A 20,334-nucleotide genomic window follows, 5' to 3' on the forward strand; every position below is an offset into this window, starting at 1 on the left:
TTTGTATGGTTGATCAACATTGTTTAGGGGGAGCAGCATTGAAATCACCGCTTATGTCTTATGCGACATTATTTCTTGGCGTACTCGCTTTATCGACTTCTGCGATTTTTGTGAAGTTAGCCGATGCGCCTGCGGGTATTACAGCGTTTTATCGGATGTTTTTTGCAGCGATTATGCTGCTGCCGTTTCTTCTCGTGAACAAAGAGAATAGGAGAGAATTGCGTTCACTATCGAAGAAGCAATGGGGATTTGGAATGCTGTCGGGCTTATTTCTAGCCGCGCATTATGTGTTGTGGTTTGAGTCTTTGAATTACACGTCGGTCGCAAGCTCGACAGTTATCGTAACACTGCAGCCGCTGTTTTCTATGGCTGGAGGCTACTTTTTATTTAAGGAACGCTTTCGAACAGGGGCTATTCTTGGCTGTCTGGTGGCTATTGCGGGCAGCTTGGTCATCGGATGGCAGGACTTCCAAATTAGTGGACAAGCGCTATTCGGCGATATTCTTGCTTTTATTGCGGCGGGTGTAATTACGGCTTACTTTTTTATTGGGAAGCATGTTCGCAAACAGCTGTCACTCATCCCTTACTCCATCATTGGTTATGCAAGCAGTGCGCTTTTGTTAAGTTTCTTTTCCTTGAGTCAGCAAGCATCCTTCTTCGATTATTCCGCTCCAACATGGTGGTCCTTTTTTGGACTCGCCTTCATTGCAACGATATTAGGTCAAACGATATTCAACTGGCTGCTGAAATGGCTTAGTACGTCCGTCATTTCGATGAGCATTTTAGGAGAGACGGTCGGAACATGCATCCTTGCTTATTTCATATTGGATGAGGGTATCACACTCCAGCAAGGCATTGGGATTGTACTCATTTTGACTGGACTTGCGGTCTTCTTATTACAGCAGCGAAATTCAGTCGTGCCGCAAGTAGCTAGTGAGGAAATCAGGGCATAGATTCCTACGATTAGTATGTACCATAAGCGACATGACGCGACGGCGAACTGGGGAGACTAGGAACAGCACGATTGTCATAAGCACTACGGATATTGCAAGCATAAGTGCCATGGTAGACATGACCTCATCCTTCACATCGCCTAACACGATGGGCATTCCACCTGTTTGAACGGTAATAGCAGCATCGAAGTTACTGCTGCTAATGATGTGGTTGATTCTCGAATGATTCAGGCGTAGGTGCCGATATTTGTGTTTTTTGATGTATTCAGTACGATGACAATATGTTCACCTTGTCCTGTAATCATAGGAGAGAGTTGAGATGGAACCTTCCTATTATCAGAAAAGACAAGCTGACGCAGCAAGTTGTCATTCATATCTTGCACGGCAAGCAAGTCTTTCAGGACTTGAGCAGCTATAGCTGTTTGTTGTTATTCCGTCAGCAAATTCTGTGTAAAGACTTTCTGTTGATGTAACTTCTTTAGGAAGTTGTTTTAATTGATTAGGAGCTTGTTCCAATTCCCCGACAGTAACAGTAACGGAATCATCTGAAAAAGCAACAGCATCAGCTTTTTTCAGATCTCTAGGATCTAATCCTAGATATTCAATAACTTGGTTTACATTCTCTTCAGTTACAATTGTGTCCGTTGAAAGTGCTCCACTTGCGCTCGCCTGTCCACCAAAAATTAGAGCGATACATAAACTAATAGATTTTCTTACCATTGGACTATCATCATCCTTTTTTTTTCGCTTTACCATACTATGTACATATTTACCGGTATATTTTTCAATTATTCAATTAATAGAAATAAATTGTAAATAAACTTTTGGAAATGACTATATTTCTTTCGCTTCAAATGCGCCTCCAACACGATTCCATTTCAGCGATTTGTGTTAACTAGTCCAACAAGTATATGATCATAAAAGAAAAGGAAGTGCTGTATCTAAATGGAATTTATAGAAATAGGACTAAAACTATTTGTTTTTATAATAGGTATTTCACTATTCTTTGCTCTGGTAGGTTTTCTAGTCAAAAAATATCTAAGTAACTTCTTTGATAAAATATTTTCTTCAATTAAAAATATTTTCAAAAAAAAGGACTGACCATATTGTACGAATTCAGACAATTTGTAAAGACTGTGCATATAATCCCGGATTTTGTGAAATAGTCTAGCCTCTCGAACGCCGTATTCGGGCAAATTCAGCCTTGAGCGGGGATTTTCTTCTTCGGTCGATGATACATAATCCATCTTCAAGCAAATCATGAGTGCTTCCCAACTCTATATTCTCCTTCGGTCACTCTATGTACTTCGTACCGATCATCCGTACCAGTTGCTACTCCGCCGAACGTCACGTTATCTCCTACATCCATCTGGCGGATTGTCTCTTTCTGCACATTGTTTAATATCATGTTCTCATCTTCTTACTTTTCAGGGTAATGATAAATTAGCCCATGATCGAACTTATCCGGATCTATTTGACTCGACTCCAGATCATGAAGCTGCAGATTGATTTTGTTGCTGGACGATGTGACCGAGCGCGCGAATCATATCACTCAGTTCGTTCACCGTTTTTTGTAGGTCAGATAAAGCTTTCGCCAGATTTACTGTCACATGGCCACCATTATCATTTACATCGTTCACCGTTCTGATCGTAGGCGTTCTAGCTGCAGCCAACACATAACTCTTATGCCGCTTACGTAGCTGCAGGTGATGGTCGTGTTGCCGAATATGAGTTGGCTTTCTTTATTTTGCCTATTCAAGAGACTCGATTCATTTTGCCATCGCTGCTTGCTCTACGTTACCAAAATACGCAGCCGCCAGCTGATTGATCGATAGAGCATGGGTTCCTTCCGGAGTCGTGCTGCCTTCGCGTATGAAAAGATGCATTTCCCCATAGGTCTAATGACGATTATTACAGCTACTCCCTTGCTTCTGTTGAACCCATTATTCGGCAATATGAGCGGATCAACAACACACTCACTCGGAAACTTCCCAACAAGTAGCGACAGCAGCCTATACAAGCGAAATGCTCCTGAAACTGATATTGTTCGCTGCGATCAGTATTGCATGTGCGCGTATCGGCACCAAAATCAAATTGCCGACAGCTTATTTATTAGGCCCTGCAACCGGCATTGCCCTTGTTCAACGATTCGGAGTCGACGGAGTTCCTCTTCCTCCTTCTGTGATTCATATGGCTCAGCTTCTCATCGGCACTTATGTAGGGATGACGCTAAAACCAGGTCAGATGACGAACAAGTTGAGGACGATTGGCCTTGCGATTGCCAGCGGACTCACGCTGGTGGTTGGTGCTCTCGCATTAAGTGTGTTGCTAGCGGCACTGCAATCTGTATCCGAGTCGACGGCGCTGCTCAGTCTCGCTCCCGGAGGCATGGAGCAGATGGGGATCATTGCACATGAGATTCAGGCTGACCTCTCGATGGTATCAGGCTATCAGATATTCCGTACTCTGTTTATTTCCTTTGCGGTTCCTCCTCTCTTACAATTCTTGTTCCGCATCATTGCTAAGAAAGAGACAGGCAGACATCATCATTTGTAGCGTGGACAGATTTTTTTTAATAGATAGAACCAATTCATTCCGTTATAATCATCTCAGATTGCTAGCACATCGGAGGTGCTCTACTTGCTAGAAGGAAACCGAGATTATTCTCATACCCTTCACCACATTCATTGGGACGACCTGCGCGCCGATTGCGAAAATTGCTTCGGGCTTTGCTGTGTTGCGCTCCCATTTGCTGCATCTGTTGATTTTGCCATGAACAAGGATGCGGGAGTGCCTTGCTCGAACTTACAGGCTGATTATCGCTGCGGCATTCACACGAATTTACGAGAACGAGGATGTAAAGGGTGCACCGTGTTTGAATGCTTCGGCGCAGGACAGAAGGTGTCGCAGATTACGTTTGAGGGAATCGATTGGCGGGAAGGCTCAGAGAGAGCGAAAACGATGTATAACGTCTTTCCGATTATGCATCAGCTCCACGAAATGCTATGGTATTTACATGAAGCGCTTATGCGGGAGGCAGTGCGTTCTATTCGTCAAGAGCTTAGCATGGCGCTGACAGAGACGATACGTCTGACAGAGCTCCGTGCAGATGAACTTCTGAAGCTGGATGTTCCTACACATCGCGCAAATGTAAATATGCTGTTAGTGCAAACTAGCGAACTGGTATGGCTGGAGGTACGCCGCAATCTAAATGGCAGTTCGAATGGAGAACGAAAGAATTATCGCGGCGCTGATCTTATGGGAGCCAAATTAACAGCAGCCGATCTCAAAGGGGCTAACTTTCGAGGCGCTTATCTGATCGCTGCTGATTTGAAGCATGCGGATTTGCGTGGAGCCGACTTCATCGGAGCGGATTTGCGAGATGCTGATCTTTGCGGTGCGGATTTGCGAGACAGTATTTTTCTGACTCAGGTGCAAATTAATGCTGCGAAAGGGGATGCGCATACTAAATTGCCTGGAGAGCTGTTCCGCCCGGCACATTGGACACCATAGCAGCAGTAGGCAAGCTGGCGTAGAAAATAATGGTTGCGTAATATATTGGACTTCCGTATATTGGTATAGTGCTTCTTTTGAGGATACGGAGGTTATTGGTTTGTTTTTACTTTATTATTGATATCGATCATTTATCTCAGACAAGTCCATGAGGAGATGATCGAATATGATATACAAGTACTCAGTCGATGGAATTACAGTTGAAATGTTAGAAGGCTTTTTTGTGAATTGGCCGAATCCGCCGAGTCCGGAAACTCACCTTCGGTTATTGAAGAACAGCAGCAAAGTGATTCTGGCGATGGATGAGCAGACGGGTCAAGTCGTAGGATTTATAACAGCGATAAGTGACGGTGTGTTGTCTGCATATATTCCACTGCTTGAAGTATTGCCTGCATATAAAGGCAAGGGAATTGGTAAGCAATTAGTCAGTCAGATGCTCAAAGAGTTGGATGACATCTATATGATTGATTTGTGCTGTGACGATGACCTGGTTCCTTATTATGAACATTTCGGCATGATGAAGGCGAACGGGATGATGTTCCGGAATTACCGCATGCAGTCCGGAAGTCCTGACTAAATCAACGTGAAAAACGCTTGGACTTCTGTCCAAGCGTTTTTTTGCTGGCTGTATGATCTACCAATTAGAGCCGCCTGAGGAATTTTTGTTGCTGCTGTCCCAACTGGAGCCGCCGGAGCTGTTCGAACTGCTTCCCCAACTGGAACCGCCGGAGCTGTTGGAGCTGGAAGAGTTGGAGCTGCCTGAGCTGCTCGAATTGGCTTGCTCGCGGCGTCTCTTCTCTTCCTCGATTCTGCGCTCCTCGGCGCGGCGGGCCTCCTCGCGTCTTCGTTCTTCCGCACGTCGAGCTTCTTCGCGGCGCCGTTCTTCTGCCAGTACGGCATCATAGGCTGCGTTCATGGCATTAATGATGCCCGCCAACATGGCAGCCTCCTGACTTGCGCGCTGGTAGTCTCCCCGCTGCATATAATCATTGGCATTGGAGATCACTTGCGAATATTGATAATCAAAATGGGACAATTTTATTTTTCTTCGTGTACGATTGTAAGTTGAACGATACCGTGCTTCCATATCGTTAATATTGCGTTCCGCATCGCGCTTCAAAATCGCGGTTCGCTCCACATCCTGGAGGTAGGCCTCTGCTTCCCGCACATATCGGGAGCTTAGCTCCGACATGAAGTCGATGTCATAAGGAGGCTGAGCAATCAACTGCTTCAGTCCAGAGTCAAGCTTCAATAGAGACGCTTCAGCAGGGCCCCATACTTGAACGAGTCGATTGCGGGCGATGACGTCCCGGCCTCGGGAAAATGCTTGTTCGCCGCTCTTTAGCTGCCTGTTGATCAGATCAACCGCCTGATCTAATTTCGTGACGAGTCCTTCATATTGCCTTTGATTGCGATCCTGATCCTGCAGAGCTTGCAAAATTCCGTCAAGTTCCTGACGAGCCAATTCGTATTCCTGCACCTCTTCGGAAGATAACGAACGAACATCGTTCAGCCTCGATCGCATTTGGGCAATTTCGGGAAGCCCGTTATGATACAGCTCCCAAGCATGCTCCCAGTAGGTAGATCGATATGTATGGGTGACTCGGTTATGAAGCTCATTCATCTGTCGTTCTTGATCCATAAAATTCGATAATCTCTTCGCAATAGCTTGGATGTCTTCGGCATTTTTTAACTTCAAATCAGCTATTCGCTGCGTCATTTGAACGGCCTCCGCCAGAAGCTGGCGTCTATGCTCTGCCAATTGGGCAACTTCTGAAATATTGCCGATTTGCAGATGCTCCAGCATCCGTTCATTCGTGTCCCTAGCTTGCTCCAGACAGCCGTAAGGATCGATTCGGATCAGCTTAAGCCTATGCTCCTGTACGATGCTTTCGAAGCGGGAACGGCTGCTGGCCATCTCGTTTGGGAACTGCTGGTATAGGTTCGCATAGTGCGAGATGGAAGAGATATCTTGCGACAACTGCTCGATTCCAGTCTTGCAAGTGTCCATGATGGCATTGGCGCCGATCGGATCGAATGTGTCCATATCGTCCACAGTTTGGATGCGATTCACAAGGTCATGGTGGCGCTGCTCGATCCCGTCCAGCGACCAGCCCCGCGCATTGGTTTCTGAACGATATTCATATTCGAGCTGTTGAAGGCGCGTACGCGCTTCGCGTATGCTGTCCACAAGCTGCCGTTCAATCGACTCGATTTGTTCAATCTGCCTCGATAGCTCCGTAACTTCGTTTTCTTTCGTTTGCCGCACGTTCTCAGCGGAATCGAGTTGTTTTTTTAACGTAGGCAGCATCGTGCGAACGAAGCTGATTTGTTGAAGCTCCTTCAAGCTAGAATCGAGCTCGATTATGGATGACGTTAACTGCCCTTCGATGGACGACGCCTCCTGCTGGGTCGTGCCCTGATATAACTCGGCGTAATGACGAACGCGTTCGAGCGCGTGGCTGACAGCAGCCATCACGACAGGAATTTGATTACGCAGCTTGCGTAGTCGTTGCAGGCGCCATGTCCATATGCATAATGGTATGCATAATGCGATAATGCCCGCTATGACTCCCACGGTCGGCCAAGGGATGCCATTCCAAAATCGTTCGAATGCTCCGGGTCCGGCAGGCTCCTGCGGCTTTATTGGAGCTCCGCTATCGCTATTCGATGTGTTTGGATGCTTGTCGGATGGAAGATTTCCAGCAGGTTCTTCCGGAATCGAAATAGCTGCGGGCTTTAATTGCTTAGTCGCTTCTATCAAGGTAATAGCGGCTCTGGCGAAATTGCCTTCCTTGGCTTTCGGAATAAAGTGCCTATCGACGAATTCACTTAGTTTGGATCGGGACTGGCCATCCCCGTTAAAATCATCGGGAAGCGCATCGATCTTCTCCTGCAGGGCAGGATTGTTGAAGTTCATTTCTACGCGCCGATCTTCCTTGGATAAAACGATAAGTATGTCATCCGCTGTCAGCTTCCATTTACGATACACTGCGGTTGCATACTCGGCTGCATCTTGTCCATTTAGACTATTGATGGTAAGGAGATAAAAGGTATACGGATTCCCTTTCGCGGCCCGTTCGATATATGGAATCGATTCTTTAGGGATCATTTTAGCCGTATCCTGAACAACGCCGGATTTTATCGGCATAGAAGCAGCTTGAACAATTCCTGGGTGAAGCAAAATCACAATCATCATGATGGCGGATAGCCATCGCATTGCATTCCTCACAGTGATCCTCCGTTTCCATTCGTGTTGTATGTGTTGTCACCTATCATGCTACTTCCAGTATAAGGGGCGATTGGGGGAGCGGGAAGGACTTTTCTTACAACTTATGCCGGCCCTCTATTCAGAACTGAACTGAAAATCCATGGAATTGGTGAATGCCTGTTCCGAAGCGGACAAGCTCCTTTTCTCGCAGTTCTGCTGCTGCATCTTTCACCGCACCTAATAATTCGGGCTCCAGCCCAAGCCGGTTATGGGAACCGAATATTTGCACAATGCCCTCGATCTCCGAGATTTTCTGCCATGAGGACACAAGATCTTCCGGACTCGTTGAAGGATAGAACGCATAGATCGGTGTCTCATCGTACAGCAGATCGCCAGCAAATAAGTATCCTCTGCTTGTATCGTGCACCACGATATGTCCGGGAGAATGACCTGGCGTATGATAAACGATGAGTTTGCGATCTCCTAAATCAATTGCATCTCCATCTCGCAGAAGGCCAGTCGGCTTGCCTTGATAGGGAGTGTAGGCAGCAGGATCGAAGGTAGCCGGTAAAGGTCTCGTAATATCACGCGATACATCTTTGCGAACCTGCTCAATTGGCAATCCTTTAATGCCGTTGACAAGCCAATCTTCATCCATCTCGTGGACGTAAATGCGCTCGAACTTGCCATGGCTGCCGATATGATCCCAGTGAACATGGGTGGTAAGCACTGTGATGGGCAGACTGGTTAGTTGATTAGTCATTCGCGTGATATCATCAATGCCGAGGCCCGTGTCAATTAGAGCGGCTCGTTCGCTGCCGATGAGCAGAAAAGAATGAACTCTCTCCCAATGGCCGTATTCGCTAATTGCGAACGTGCTATCGTCCAGCTTGGAGACGGTGAACCAAGCATCGTCTATGACGATTGGATATTTTGTTGCGCGCTGCTCACGCTTGGTTGAGTTAGCTAGCATGTGGTATCCCTCCAGAAAGTGAAAACGTAATCATGGAATGGCAATATCTTCGCTGTCATCTTGAAATGCAATTAAGGACAAATAGTAGCCTTTTTGTTCTTCTGTTTTCTCTGTCTGTAAAGCATGTTGTTTACGTTCATTTTTACTATGATTCTGCCCTTCATTCCCCGTTTGCTGCATAAAATGCTTATCCAGCAGTAGCTTGAATTCCTCGATGAAGGCGTGGAAATTTTCTTCCGTCGCCATCATTTGATAGGTGTAGGCGATGTTCTTCCGTTGCTCCAGGTTGCTGCTGTTCAGAGCGAAGGATGCAGCCGGCGCGCTCTCGATCTTTGTGCGGGTTGCCTCGACAGTTTCCATGAACACTTGACGCGATGTATCGATTAGATCCATGCTCGGCAGCAAATGATCCTCCGGAATAAAGCGGCTCGCAACTGCACGGTAATACTTTTGCACGATACCGTTCTTCTCTTCTTTCCGTACGACTTGAATTACCTGATGCTTCTCTAGCTCCTTCAGATGAAAATAAATATTATTTCGCGTTATACTAAGCATTTCGGCAAGCTGCTGCCCAGTATATTCTTGCTTGACCAGGTTCATAAGCATCTTTGTCCGGAGAGGATCAGCGATTGCTTTTAGCTGCTCATGAGTCTGGATTTTATAGACGCTAGTCACATTCATCCAATCACCTCACTACGATTTACCGGTAAATTAAAATTTACTGTTGATTGTTCATAATACTAACATGAATCGCCGCGATGGACAATCCTTCCATTCGATATCGGGGAGATAAACAGCGTGAGCTGGGATCCTGATGTAATATAATTCCGCCTCTACGCTGATTTTTGCTTTTTTGATACACTTGGGACATATGTCCTTCCCCGGAGGCATGGGTCTGATTTTAAATAATAATGAAATCGAAATCCAACTTAGGGGAGCGGGAAAAATGGCAGGAATCCTATTTGCATTGTTAGGCGGAGCGTTCATTACGCTGCAAGGTGTGGCAAACTCCCGAATCAGTCAAGATATTGGCACTTGGCAAGCGGCAACGATTACCCAGTTTACGGGATTCGTACTGGCCTTCATTCTTCTACTGCTTGTTCGCGACGGTAAATGGAGAAGAATCAAGCAGGTGAAGCCGCTCTATTTGACGAGTGGAGCCTTGGCGGCAATCATCATTTGCAGCAATATTACGTCTATTCATCACGTCGGCGTTACCTTGACAATTGCTGTGGTGTTGATTGCTCAGCTCAGCGTAACCTTTATCGTCGATAGCAAAGGTTGGTTCGGTGTAGCGAAGCAAAAAATGAAGCTGGCACAGTTCATCGGCATTGGGATGATGATCGCCGGAGTGATTATATTAAAGATGTAATTTTGCGGCAGGGGTGAAGGCGCGCTATGAAAGAAATTAAGGATCGTGAACAACTGGCTCACTATATGGAGATTCATCAGATATCCTCGATATTTAATGCGAATATAACGCCGCATTTGACATTGTACCGTTATGAGCAGGGGGAACTGATCTGTTCGCAGGGCGATCCTGCCGAGTATTTATGTGTGCTCGTGAAAGGAAAGGTCAAGGTGTATAACACCTCGGCGGAGGGCAAAGCGCTGATCGTGTCGTTCAAAACTGCACTTGAAGCAGTCGGAGACATTGAATATGTGCAAGGCATCGACTTCATGAACACGGTTGAGGCGGTGTCTCCGGTTTATATGATCGCCGTCCATTACCGTTGGCTGCATCAGTATGCGAAAGATGATGCAAATCTGCTTCAATTTCTGTTGAAAATCATAACAACGAAGTTTTGCATGAAATCGGATTCCTTAAGTTTTAATCTGATGTATCCGGTGGAAGCGCGCTTGGCAAGTTACCTCTTGTCCATCTCGTACGATGAATCGGATCCGCGATTTAATGGACAGCTTCGTGCCGTAAGTCTGCGGGACGTGGCCAATTTCATCGGCACCAGCTATAGGCATCTGAATCGAGTTATTCATAAGCTTTGTGATGAAGGTTTGGTCGAGCGCAATCGAGGCTTCATTTCTGTAAAGAACAGGGAGCGATTGCGGGCATTGGCTGGCCATAATATATATGAAAAGTGAGAGGAGAACGTTTATGATTACAGGCTTGGTACTGGCGCTCATAGCCGGCTCGCTTGTGGGCATTCAAAATGTATTCAACAGCCGAGTAAACGAAGGCGTGGGAACGTGGACGACTACGACGATCGTGCTGGGCATGGGATTTCTGGCTTCATTCGCGATTGGCTTGGCCGTTGAAGGCAAGCAGCTATTCGATTTGCCGAATATGAAGACATGGTACTGGTTCAGCGGCATCATTGGGGTCGGCGTCGTTCTTAGTGTCGTACAGGGAGTGAAGCGGCTTGGCCCGACGTTTGCCGTCTCGATCGTGATGGCGTCCCAGATCAGCTTTGCTTTGTTATTCGACTCATTGGGGTTGCTTGGCTTAGACAAGGTTCCTTTTACGGGAAAACAAGCGATTGGAGTATTGATCATAGTTGGAGGTATTATCGTATTTAAGACAGGCGGCAAGCGCAGTGATGTACGCAAGGCGGTTCCGAGCCAGCCGGCTGCTTCGGAAGGCATATAAGACATATGTGCGGTACACAAATTTGATTATTATATCGGTTTAAATGAAGTGAAGTTGAAGAGATCAGCGGAGAGGATAAGGGAATATCAATGTCAATGAGAACTTATCGAACCTTATTATTTGACGTGGATGATACATTGCTGGACTTTCAGGCAGCTGAAAGGATGGCGCTGCGCTTATTATTCGCGGAACAGCGGATCGTGCTTTCGGAAGAAATTGAAGCGTATTATAAGCAAATGAATCAAGGGCTATGGAAGGCTTTTGAGGAAGGCCGCATTGATCGCGATGAAGTCGTGAATACGCGATTTTCTTTGTTATTGAAGGAGTACGGGCATGAAGTTGACGGCGTTTTGCTGGAGCAACAATATCGAAGTTATTTGGAACAGGGACACCAGCTTGTAGACGGGGCTCTGGAAATGATTACGGGACTGCACGGCGCATATGATCTGCACATTGTGACGAATGGTGTGTCTAAGACACAGGATCGGAGGCTTCGTGATTCTGGACTGCATCCGATGTTTACGAGCATTTTCGTATCAGAGGATACAGGGTACCAAAAGCCGATGAAGGAGTTCTTTGATTATGTGTTCGCACGCATTCCTAATTTTGACCCGCAGCAGGCATTGATTATCGGGGACTCATTAAGCTCGGATATGAAGGGCGGGCAGCTCGCAGGCCTGGATACCTGCTGGTTCAATCCAGAGGGGAAAGTGAATACGACGGATATTGTTCCTACCTATGAGATTTCTAGGCTCCAGGAGTTGAATCAAATATTGGGGCTAAAGTAAGCGTTCAGAGTCAATTGAAGCCTTTCATTCAATTGATTATGGAGTGTGCTGCTGATAGTCTGCAGGCGTATTTATTCGCCGTGGAATAATAGAAGCGGGGCTGTCTTGCGGTCATGTTAATCATGATGGAAAGACAGCCCCGTTTTGTGCTCTCATTCAATTGTACGGTGATGGCGTTACTTCCAATGTCCGCCTTCCACGATAATGTCGTCAGGGGTGACATCTGCACCGAGTTCGTCTTTTACATATGTATCATATAGTTGAAGCAGGAACTTTTCCTTTCCTAGCGACTTCAGCTCCTGATTCACCCAATCGCGAAGCGCGGTATTGCCCTTCTTGACGGCTGGTGCAATTGGGGATTCCTTCTCTAGTTTCTCTGGAATAAGGGAGAAGCCGGGATTTTTCCTTGCCCAAGCAAGCAGAATGAAATTATCCTGTGCGTACCCGACGCCGCGCCCATCCTTTAACGCTTGCAGCGATTCGGTGTTTTTCTCGAATTTAACCAGTTCAACATCAGGGTAGTTTTTCGTGAAGAAAATATCGGCTGTCGTTCCCTTTGTTACGATAATTTTCTTCCCTTTCAAATCATCTAACGTTTTAATGCCGCTTTTATCGTTTACGAGCACCTTTGTAGTGACCTTCAAATTTGGGTTCGTGAAATCAACGATTTCCTTGCGTTCATCCGTTACGGTCATATTGGCTACGATGAGATCCACCTTGTCGCTTTGCAAATACGGAATGCGGCTTGCCGGCTCTACAACAACAAACTCAATTTTGCTTTCATCTCCGAGCAGGTCCTTGGCGAAACGCTTTGCCAAATCATTGTCGAACCCAACCAGCTCGCCTTTTTCATTCGTGAAGCCGAATGGGGGCTTGTCGGAGAACACGCCGACGATAAGTTTGCCGCGTTCTTTAATTTTGCTTAGTATGCCAGCGTCTATGCCCGCTGATTTTCCGCTTTCCTGCTGATCGGCTATTGCAGGTTGATCTTTCGAGGCATTGCCTGCATTATTCCCATTGTTACTGCTCGTGCCGCATGCGGACAGCAATCCTAACGCTAGCAATACGACTAATAAGGTGAATCCCAGTTGCTTCTTCATCTTCTTCATCCCATTTCTCTCCTTTTCCAGGTTTCAATGTCCATAAACTTATCCAAAAAACGCCGAGCTCGTTCGGTTTTCGGCTCTGTAAAAAAAGCGTCCGGCACACCTGTCTCGCCTATTCGACCTTCATCCATAAAGACAATCCGGTCGGCTACCGCCCGGGCGAACCCCATCTCATGAGTGACGATAACCATCGTCATGCCTTGATCCGCCAAAATGAGCATGACTTCCAGCACCTCGCGCACCATCTCGGGATCAAGTGCGGCCGTAACCTCGTCGAAGAGGATAACCTCGGGATTCATACACAATGCCCGCACGATCGCGATCCGCTGCTGCTGGCCGCCTGACAACTGCCGGGGATAGACATCCTTTTTGTCCAGCAGACCTACACGAGCAAGCAGCTTCTCCGCTTGGGAGACAACTTCCGCTCGGGGGCGGCGCTGGGCCTTTACAGGCCCGAGCACGATATTGTTCAATACGGTCAGATGGGGGAATAATTGATAGCTTTGAAATACCATTCCGATTTGCTGACGAATATGCTGCCAGCGCGTGGCAGAGTGGGTCAATTCTTGACCATGAAACTGAATGCTGCCGCTCTGCGTCGTTTCGAGTCCATTCAGGCATCTGAGCAGTGTGCTTTTGCCGCAGCCGCTTGGGCCGAGTATGACGGTCACTTCTCCTCGGGCAATCTGCAGGTTGATGTCCCGCAGCACCCAATGCTTGCCGAACGACTTTCCGACATTGGAGAGTTCAAGCAATGCGTCGGGCATGAATGCTTCCTCCTTTCTTAGTAACCAGTGGGGATTTTGAAAATTAAGACAGCAACTGGCGCTCCAGCTTCCGCGATAAAGCAGATAACGGGTAACAAAGGATGAAATAGAGCAGGAATAACGCTCCGTAAATCAGTACAGCCTCTCCTGTCCGCTCAATAATTTGCTGCCCTGTCTTAATCACCTCTGTTACGCCAATCAGAACGGTGAGCGAAGTCGTTTTTAGGATGCGTGTGTACACGTTAATCGTGGGCGGGATCATGCGCCGCAGCGCTAGCGGGAACAGAATGTATCGGAACAGTTGTACCGTGCTGAGTCCAATCGCTTTGCCCGCCTCCAATTGCCCCTTCGGCAGCGAGACGAGAGCCCCTCGCACGACCTCGCCAATCTCTGTAATTCCCCAAAGAGACAGCACAAGCACTGCACATACCGAACTTGGCATATCCAGATTGAAGAAGATTGGGAGACCGAAAAAGAAAAAAAACAGCCACACGAGAATCGGAATGGAGCGGAACAATTCCAAATAAACACGGGCAAAGATCCTCACTCCTACCTTTCGAGAAGTGCGCAGAGCGCCGAAAAGAAAGCCTCCAATCGTACTAAGCAGAATGCTGCAGATGGCGATAAGAAGCGTGTGGTATAAACCCTTGGCAAGCTGGGGAAGCGATACAGCAAGCAGATCAAGTCCCGAACTGTCCATGCTGGAACCTCCTTTCCAACCAAGAGAGGACAAAAGATAATGGCAGAAACAACAGCAAATAGAAGGCCGTCATCATAAGCAGCATTTCATAAGTTTTGTAGTACAGCGCAATGTAGTTCGTGGTTGTGTACAAAATTTCCGGAACCGCAACGGCAGACACAACTGTCGTTTCCTTCAACAGAAAAATGAAGTTGGCGAACAAGGACGGCGCGGCAATCCGCAGCGCTTGCGGCAGAACGATGTTGCAGAACAGCTGCCAACGGGACAAACCGAGTGCTAATCCCGATTCGAGCTGGCTCTTGGGAACGGCTTCGATCCCGGCACGGAATACCTCTGTCAAATATCCGCCGCCGAGAAACGTCATTGCCAGTAAGGCTGTGGTGTAGCTGGACATGCGAATTCCGATGCTTGGGAGTGCAAAGTACAAGAAGAACAATTGAATGAGCAAGGGTGTATTGCGAGCCAACTCGATATAAGCACGCACGATTGAAGTGAACACAGGCACTCGAAAATAGCACAAAATGGAGTTGAGCACGGCGACGAGCAGGGAAGCAGAGATGGCCGCTCCAGCAATCCCGATCGTTACTAGGGCTGCATGAATGAAGTCGGGCACATGCTTCAGCATGAAGGTTGTATCAAGTGTCATGTTAGCCAATTCCCTCCCACGGAGTGGGAGGTCTGCTGGTAGCATCTATTTTGCTGTTCAAGCGGTCTCCGGGCTTGATGACAGGAATGTTCGTCTGGATGACATGCGGATACTTAAGGCCTAGTCCGGTATTTATTACAACGACACTGTCACTATCCTGAATCCATCCGCTATCCCGTAAGCGGCGAGCGGCAACTAACGTAGACGCGCCTTCTGGGCAAATGAATGCTCCTTCTAGTTCCGCAATAAGGCGCTGTTCTTCTAGTATTGCGCGATCATCTATGGCAATCGCACAGCCCTCGGTTTGATAGAGGGCATCCAATACGAGGAAGTCCCCGAGTGCCTTCGGTACGTTGATGCCGAACGCAATGGTTGAGGCCTGGGGCCAAAATGTAGATTCAATTTGCCTGTTCTTCCAAGCTTCAACGATTGGAGCACAACCGGCAGATTGGACGGCGACGAATCGAGGAAGCTTGCCTTGAACCCAGCCAAGTGCCAGCAATTCCGTTAATGCCTTATAAATGCCGATGAGGCCAACGCCGCCCCCTGTTGGATAGACGATGACATCGGGCAGCTTCCAGCCGAATTGCTCAACAATTTCGAAGCCTATCGTCTTTTTGCCCTCGATCCGATACGGCTCCTTTAGTGTTGAAGCATCGTAAAGGCCGTCATCGTCGCTGATCGCTTGCGCGACAATTTTGCCTGCATCGCTAATTAAGCCCTTGACCAGATGCAGCCGGGCTCCTGCAATCGTGCATTCGCTGCGGGTAATGGCCGGCGCATCCACAGGCATGACAACCGTGGAGCGTATGCCTGCACGTGCAGCATAGAGTGCCCAGGCTGCTCCCGCATTGCCGTTCGTGGGCAATGCCAGTTCGCGGACCCCCAGCTCCATGGCCTTGGATACGCCAACAGCCGCGCCGCGGGCCTTGAAGGAGCCGGTCGGCAGAAGCCCATCATCCTTTAAGTACAAGTGTGGAATGCTGATTCGTCGTCCAAGCCGAGGCAGGGGGAGGAGAGGGGTGAAGCCCTCCCCCAAGGAGATGATGTTTTGAGCTTGCTCCACAGGGAGCAGTTCATGATAACGCCATAGGCTTGGTTCTCTTGCAGCCAGTTCGGAGCGGCGGACGGATGCTTTCAACTCATCCAGCCGATAGGCTGCAAGTAATGGGGAACCGCAAGCACATAGATGTGCCTGCCTGTGCGGGGGATAACTTGCCTCGCATTTCGGGCAGTACAAGTGGGATATATAACTGAATGACACGGTATGCTCCCCTTTCTGCGGTTGCAGCGATTGTAATAGGGGCCTCCGTTCGTACGGTCAGCAAATTCATTATGCTTTACAAGGTTACATCCAAAGTAGGTAACAAGTTAACCTAATACTAAATGCTGGTAATCCGATTTGTCAACTATGAAATTAGTAATCCACTTCTTAATGGCTCTCGAACGGGTAGGATGATGATTCTGCGCAGGTCAAGCAGGAACAGGCTAGGGACAATATCGTTTTTCGGTCAACCTATCACCTGGATTAATATGGCAAGCGGTGGATGGATGAACAACCTCTGCAATGCGGTCGATTATTTGCCCAAGGAGGAATGGACGTCTTCGAGGCAGTGGTCACAGCTAGTTATCTCGATTCCAATTTGAAGCATAATGAAAAAAGCAGGGGGGCCTATATAAAAAACAAAAATAGATCCCCTGCTTCTCAATAAACTGTTGTATGTAACCGACATTTTCCTCTTTTCACTCAACTTCAATCTAAATTATTCAAATTGACTCAAATACAGGTCTTCTAGATTAGGTTTAACCAGCCTGGATTCGATATTCGTAGGTAGCTTGCCCGCCCCATCTATGAAGCGTACTTGTAAGCCTTCTGGTGTCGTCATAATGTTACTTACTTTATAGTTCGTCTGTATCTGATGGAGTTGATCGATCGAAATATAGGCCTCATATACGTTTCCTTCTAACGTTGTAACAATATGTTGCGGAGTATCTTTTGCGATAAGCTGACCGTTCTTTATCAAAAGGATCTCTTTGGCTATAGACTCAATATCAGAGACGACATGTGTAGCAATAAGTACAATCTTATTTATAGCAATCGTAGAAATAAAGTTTCGCAGTCGAATGCGTTCCTTCGGATCAAGCCCGGCGGTAGGTTCATCTAATATAAGGATTTCTGGGTCATTGAGCAGTGCTTGAGCAATGAGGATTCGCTGCTTCATCCCTCCAGAGTATGTACTTAACCGTCGATCTGCCTCACTAGCTAAGTTAACGGTGTCGAGCAAATGCTCTATCTGTTGTTTGGTTTGCTTGGCTGTTAGACCCTTAAGAGAAGCGATATACCATAAGAATCGTCTTGCTGTAAATTCTCCAAATATTCCTTGCTGCTGTGGCATATACCCGAGAACATTGCGATAGGTACGTCCAAGCTTCCGAATGTGCTGTTGATTGTAGGTTACGGTTCCTTCGTCAGGTCGAAGCTGATCGGTAATCAGATTCATCAGCGTTGACTTTCCCGCTCCATTCGGTCCTAATATGCCATAAATGCCCGGCTTTAGTGTAGCGCTAAAATTAGAGATAGCTGTTTTCTTACCTCGTTGATAATGTTTAGTCACATGCTGTAAAGATAGCTCCATATCGCTTACTCCTTTCGTGTAAACTGTCCATTATAATTTCTCCAACCTAGTACAACGGCCCCAGCGCTTATGACAAATATGCTGCTAAAATAGGCTACTGCCATCATTGTGGCGCTCTCATCGCGAAGGAACGAAGTCAATAGGAACAGTCCATTGAACGTAACAGAAGCAAGCTGTTTGAATCCGATATATGCAAGCGCAAGCGGACTGATGAATATCGCCGTTAGTAGCATTAAACTAAGCGACTGCTTGCGAACGTAAATTGAAAACAACTGGATAACAGGAATAATCAGCATACAACCGAGAGTTTGCAATATGTTTACAAGACATACATATTCGATGATCGACAAATTCCAAGGCAATGCCTCGAATAGCTTCACGCTCTGAATTGATGCCATCCAGTCGATAGCAGGGTAATGCTGAATTAGATTGATATAGATGGGACTGTATATCATCGCTAGCAGAACAAGGCTCGAACAGAGAGCGATTGCTATTTTATATGTGAATAGTCTGCCTCTACCAAGCAGCGTTGCTCGCAACAAGAAAATACTGTTATTGCGATAGTCTTGTGTGAAAAGGGGGCTTATCAATGCACATAACAAGGATAGATAGAAAACGCCCTGCACAATATCTCTTGAAGGGCGGTCAAAGAGTTGATCGCTTGTAATTTTATTAACAAAACTAGCAGTATGTCCGGTTTGCGCTTGCACGGCTAACAAATATTGATATTGCTCTTCTACAAGACGGAATGATTTCTCCTTGTCTGAAAATATCTTCCATTCCAATTCTTTGTCTCGATACGCTGATTGTGTAATTTCTCCGTTAGCAACCTTCTGTTTCCACTTTGCTTGCTCACTTCCTAATTGATTGAAGCGTTGTCTTTCCGCTTCCATAAAGGCCTTTTTTTCTGATGTCAGAGGGCCCTGCAAGTTCATCAGATATTGATTATAGATAGCTTCCTCCAGATTGTATGTTCGCGCCTCCGTTTGGATCATCTGCAGAGACATTAAGACTCCGAACCCTAATATGATCCATCCTCTTCCGGTGATCATCAATTTATACCATTCATGAAGGAATAGGCTGTTAGAACGACGAAACCGGAAAGTCCAAATGCGAATTCTTTGCCCCATATTCCCCCATGGAAGATGAATCATCAGGTTGCGCTGAAATGTATACAGCCATAGAGCACCTAATGTGCCGAGAACGATGAATGTTCCGCCCGCTATATAAGACAAGGTTGCTTTAGAAACGGGATAGCCAAACCAATAAATATTGCGGTAGTCGCTAATGAAGTGGAACACATCGAGAAAGGCAACGGGATTGAGATACTTCAAGCTATTCATATATGAATTTGGATGAATCTGCGTGTAACAAATAAAGCTAATTCCGATGAGAACGAACAAAGTCACGTACACCGGAGTCGGACGTTGAGACCCAATAAATAACAAGGTCATCACAATGGCGATAAGCAAGCAAGCGAGAGATTTCAAAATGAGATATTGAATAAGAAATTCGAACACGGTTAGGGGCTGTACCGCGCTTTGGAAAGATGTCATCGACTGAATGTATCGATCCCAATCTCCAAAACCGTATAAATAATAGGCAACGAACAGAATAGACCCATAGAATAATAGGCTTAATAGCAACGTCACAATCGTGAGTGTGCCAAGCTTGACAGCAGCAGTGTCTATTCTGCCACGCCGGGTAGACTGTAATAAAGGCAGAAGACCGGCTTCTCGTTCGCGATGAAAGATATATATGGTGACCAGAAATAGCAGCACTACTATAGTTAAATCCAATGGTATAAAGGATGTGGAAGATACAATCCCTTCTTCAAGGCCGATATAAAGCGGTAAGTGTTGTAGTGGTGCAAAGTCTTTCAACGTTTTGTGAATATTGCGAGATGATGCATTCTCTTGAAAAATAGAGACAGATAACATATCTGTAGCACGCTGCTGCATCTTTTGCATACGTGAACGGTAGTTGTTTATAGCTTCGTATTGTTTTGCGATTTTACTATGTAGTAAGAGGTCACGTTTTAGTATAGTGTTGTCATTCGCATATGGACTGGATAAATACGATGCAACAGCTTCGGGCTGCTGCCGTTTCTTTTCTTCAATTTCCTTCTTCCACTCGGGATTATGAGTTGCAATGACAGCTTCGGATGCAAGCAGCATATAGAATTCAAGTTCTTCTACCTTGCTGCTTGCAGTTTGATGTCCTTCTTGGAAGGGAAGGTGTTGATAGGTTAATTCAACAAGCTGGTAATGCTGCATGTTACGAATAAGTGGTGAATTCTGTTGCCATTCCGTATACGTATACAGGGAAATATTCATCAAGAGCAGGATAGGTACTAATCCAATGAATAATCTCTTTCTCCCTATTTTATACAGCTCGTAGTAGAGTAACCTCATGTTTGTCCCCCACATCGATGTA

20 protein-coding genes and 1 pseudogene are annotated in these 20,334 nt (G+C 46.6%); 8 read left to right on the plus strand and 13 right to left on the minus strand.

Annotation, left to right across the window (positions count from 1 at the left end; all coding sequences use genetic code 11):
* Positions 1-38 precede the first annotated feature (38 nt).
* On the plus strand, positions 39-953 hold the full coding sequence (locus NO352_RS07270) for a DMT family transporter (RefSeq protein WP_289355226.1): 915 nt from the start codon (positions 39-41) through the stop codon (positions 951-953).
* A 366-nt stretch (positions 954-1,319) separates the two neighbouring features.
* Here NO352_RS07270 and NO352_RS07275 read toward each other — a convergent pair whose 3' ends face one another.
* The 3 genes from NO352_RS07275 to NO352_RS07285 form a co-directional block, all read right to left on the minus strand.
* Positions 1,320-1,673 carry a hypothetical protein gene (locus NO352_RS07275; RefSeq protein ID WP_289355227.1) on the minus strand — a complete coding sequence of 118 codons (354 nt, stop codon included), beginning with the start codon at positions 1,671-1,673 and terminating at the stop codon, positions 1,320-1,322.
* 538 nt (positions 1,674-2,211) lie between these two features.
* Complete coding sequence (locus NO352_RS07280; protein ID WP_005544296.1) at positions 2,212-2,361, minus strand: hypothetical protein; 150 nt, start codon at positions 2,359-2,361, stop codon at positions 2,212-2,214.
* 82 nt (positions 2,362-2,443) lie between these two features.
* Complete coding sequence (locus NO352_RS07285) at positions 2,444-2,626, minus strand: hypothetical protein (protein ID WP_289355228.1); 183 nt, start codon at positions 2,624-2,626, stop codon at positions 2,444-2,446.
* Between the two features lie 322 nt (positions 2,627-2,948).
* On the opposite strand from NO352_RS07285, the pseudogene NO352_RS07290 reads away from it, so the two are divergent.
* The 3 genes and pseudogenes from NO352_RS07290 to NO352_RS07300 form a co-directional block, all read left to right on the plus strand.
* Positions 2,949-3,509 (plus strand): annotated as a pseudogene (locus NO352_RS07290) (AbrB family transcriptional regulator); the annotation flags it as partial.
* A gap of 84 nt (positions 3,510-3,593) precedes the next feature.
* On the plus strand, positions 3,594-4,466 hold the full coding sequence (locus NO352_RS07295) for a pentapeptide repeat-containing protein (RefSeq protein WP_289355229.1): 873 nt from the start codon (positions 3,594-3,596) through the stop codon (positions 4,464-4,466).
* Positions 4,467-4,632: 166 nt separating this feature from the next.
* Positions 4,633-5,043 (plus strand): GNAT family N-acetyltransferase, encoded by a 411-nt coding sequence (locus tag NO352_RS07300; protein ID WP_289355230.1) that lies wholly within the window; start codon positions 4,633-4,635, stop codon positions 5,041-5,043.
* A 57-nt stretch (positions 5,044-5,100) separates the two neighbouring features.
* Here the strand turns inward: NO352_RS07300 and NO352_RS07305 are convergent, their stop codons facing one another.
* The 3 genes from NO352_RS07305 to NO352_RS07315 all read right to left on the minus strand — a co-directional run bounded on the left by NO352_RS07305 (position 5,101) and on the right by NO352_RS07315 (position 9,331).
* Positions 5,101-7,698 (minus strand): TPM domain-containing protein, encoded by a 2,598-nt coding sequence (locus tag NO352_RS07305; RefSeq protein ID WP_289355231.1) that lies wholly within the window; start codon positions 7,696-7,698, stop codon positions 5,101-5,103.
* 118 nt (positions 7,699-7,816) lie between these two features.
* On the minus strand, positions 7,817-8,650 hold the full coding sequence (locus NO352_RS07310) for an MBL fold metallo-hydrolase (protein ID WP_005544291.1): 834 nt from the start codon (positions 8,648-8,650) through the stop codon (positions 7,817-7,819).
* Between the two features lie 30 nt (positions 8,651-8,680).
* The gene (locus NO352_RS07315) at positions 8,681-9,331 is read right to left on the minus strand and encodes an ArsR/SmtB family transcription factor (protein WP_289355232.1); all 651 of its coding nucleotides are present in this window, start codon (positions 9,329-9,331) and stop codon (positions 8,681-8,683) included.
* Between the two features lie 265 nt (positions 9,332-9,596).
* Between NO352_RS07315 and NO352_RS07320 the strand changes: the two genes are divergently transcribed.
* The 4 genes from NO352_RS07320 to NO352_RS07335 all read left to right on the plus strand — a co-directional run bounded on the left by NO352_RS07320 (position 9,597) and on the right by NO352_RS07335 (position 12,043).
* Positions 9,597-10,022 (plus strand): DMT family transporter, encoded by a 426-nt coding sequence (locus NO352_RS07320; RefSeq protein ID WP_289355233.1) that lies wholly within the window; start codon positions 9,597-9,599, stop codon positions 10,020-10,022.
* Between the two features lie 26 nt (positions 10,023-10,048).
* On the plus strand, positions 10,049-10,750 hold the full coding sequence (locus NO352_RS07325) for a Crp/Fnr family transcriptional regulator (protein WP_289355234.1): 702 nt from the start codon (positions 10,049-10,051) through the stop codon (positions 10,748-10,750).
* A gap of 13 nt (positions 10,751-10,763) precedes the next feature.
* Positions 10,764-11,255 carry a DMT family transporter gene (locus tag NO352_RS07330; protein ID WP_005544287.1) on the plus strand — a complete coding sequence of 164 codons (492 nt, stop codon included), beginning with the start codon at positions 10,764-10,766 and terminating at the stop codon, positions 11,253-11,255.
* 95 nt (positions 11,256-11,350) lie between these two features.
* Entirely contained in the window at positions 11,351-12,043 is a 693-nt protein-coding gene (locus NO352_RS07335) for a YjjG family noncanonical pyrimidine nucleotidase (RefSeq protein ID WP_289355262.1), read from the plus strand.
* 176 nt (positions 12,044-12,219) lie between these two features.
* Here NO352_RS07335 and NO352_RS07340 read toward each other — a convergent pair whose 3' ends face one another.
* The 7 genes from NO352_RS07340 to NO352_RS07370 form a co-directional block, all read right to left on the minus strand.
* Positions 12,220-13,143, minus strand: coding sequence for a transporter substrate-binding domain-containing protein (locus tag NO352_RS07340; RefSeq protein WP_483311819.1), 924 nt, complete (start codon positions 13,141-13,143; stop codon positions 12,220-12,222).
* Between the two features lie 5 nt (positions 13,144-13,148).
* The gene (locus NO352_RS07345; protein ID WP_289355236.1) at positions 13,149-13,916 is read right to left on the minus strand and encodes an amino acid ABC transporter ATP-binding protein; all 768 of its coding nucleotides are present in this window, start codon (positions 13,914-13,916) and stop codon (positions 13,149-13,151) included.
* Between the two features lie 43 nt (positions 13,917-13,959).
* Positions 13,960-14,616: an amino acid ABC transporter permease gene (locus NO352_RS07350; RefSeq protein WP_262866438.1), complete on the minus strand. Its 657-nt coding sequence runs from the start codon at positions 14,614-14,616 to the stop codon at positions 13,960-13,962.
* Positions 14,597-15,262 (minus strand): amino acid ABC transporter permease, encoded by a 666-nt coding sequence (locus tag NO352_RS07355; protein WP_005544277.1) that lies wholly within the window; start codon positions 15,260-15,262, stop codon positions 14,597-14,599. The genes NO352_RS07350 and NO352_RS07355 overlap by 20 nt, the downstream gene beginning before the upstream one ends.
* Before the next feature lies 1 nt (position 15,263).
* Positions 15,264-16,526 carry a threonine synthase gene (locus NO352_RS07360; protein ID WP_268599421.1) on the minus strand — a complete coding sequence of 421 codons (1,263 nt, stop codon included), beginning with the start codon at positions 16,524-16,526 and terminating at the stop codon, positions 15,264-15,266.
* Positions 16,527-17,025: 499 nt separating this feature from the next.
* Positions 17,026-17,898 carry an ATP-binding cassette domain-containing protein gene (locus NO352_RS07365; RefSeq protein WP_163975378.1) on the minus strand — a complete coding sequence of 291 codons (873 nt, stop codon included), beginning with the start codon at positions 17,896-17,898 and terminating at the stop codon, positions 17,026-17,028.
* A gap of 5 nt (positions 17,899-17,903) precedes the next feature.
* Complete coding sequence (locus NO352_RS07370; RefSeq protein WP_289355237.1) at positions 17,904-20,312, minus strand: hypothetical protein; 2,409 nt, start codon at positions 20,310-20,312, stop codon at positions 17,904-17,906.
* Positions 20,313-20,334 lie beyond the last annotated feature (22 nt).

Origin of the sequence: Paenibacillus sp. S-12 (assembly GCF_030363895.1) — a bacterium.
Classification (GTDB): Bacteria; Bacillota; Bacilli; order Paenibacillales; family Paenibacillaceae; genus Paenibacillus_B; species Paenibacillus_B alvei.

Coding starts and splice junctions, on each gene's coding strand:
- NO352_RS07350 (WP_262866438.1), bottom strand. CDS start 14,616: ATGGACAGTTCGGGACTTGATCTGCTTGCTGTATCGCTTCCCCAGCTT.
- NO352_RS07320 (WP_289355233.1), top strand. CDS start 9,597: ATGGCAGGAATCCTATTTGCATTGTTAGGCGGAGCGTTCATTACGCTG.
- NO352_RS07365 (WP_163975378.1), bottom strand. CDS start 17,898: ATGGAGCTATCTTTACAGCATGTGACTAAACATTATCAACGAGGTAAG.
- NO352_RS07345 (WP_289355236.1), bottom strand. CDS start 13,916: ATGCCCGACGCATTGCTTGAACTCTCCAATGTCGGAAAGTCGTTCGGC.
- NO352_RS07340 (WP_483311819.1), bottom strand. CDS start 13,143: ATGAAGAAGCAACTGGGATTCACCTTATTAGTCGTATTGCTAGCGTTA.
- NO352_RS07330 (WP_005544287.1), top strand. CDS start 10,764: ATGATTACAGGCTTGGTACTGGCGCTCATAGCCGGCTCGCTTGTGGGC.
- NO352_RS07370 (WP_289355237.1), bottom strand. CDS start 20,312: ATGAGGTTACTCTACTACGAGCTGTATAAAATAGGGAGAAAGAGATTA.
- NO352_RS07325 (WP_289355234.1), top strand. CDS start 10,049: ATGAAAGAAATTAAGGATCGTGAACAACTGGCTCACTATATGGAGATT.
- NO352_RS07275 (WP_289355227.1), bottom strand. CDS start 1,673: ATGGTAAGAAAATCTATTAGTTTATGTATCGCTCTAATTTTTGGTGGA.
- NO352_RS07280 (WP_005544296.1), bottom strand. CDS start 2,361: ATGATATTAAACAATGTGCAGAAAGAGACAATCCGCCAGATGGATGTA.
- NO352_RS07315 (WP_289355232.1), bottom strand. CDS start 9,331: ATGAATGTGACTAGCGTCTATAAAATCCAGACTCATGAGCAGCTAAAA.
- NO352_RS07310 (WP_005544291.1), bottom strand. CDS start 8,650: ATGCTAGCTAACTCAACCAAGCGTGAGCAGCGCGCAACAAAATATCCA.
- NO352_RS07300 (WP_289355230.1), top strand. CDS start 4,633: ATGATATACAAGTACTCAGTCGATGGAATTACAGTTGAAATGTTAGAA.
- NO352_RS07355 (WP_005544277.1), bottom strand. CDS start 15,262: ATGACACTTGATACAACCTTCATGCTGAAGCATGTGCCCGACTTCATT.
- NO352_RS07335 (WP_289355262.1), top strand. CDS start 11,351: ATGAGAACTTATCGAACCTTATTATTTGACGTGGATGATACATTGCTG.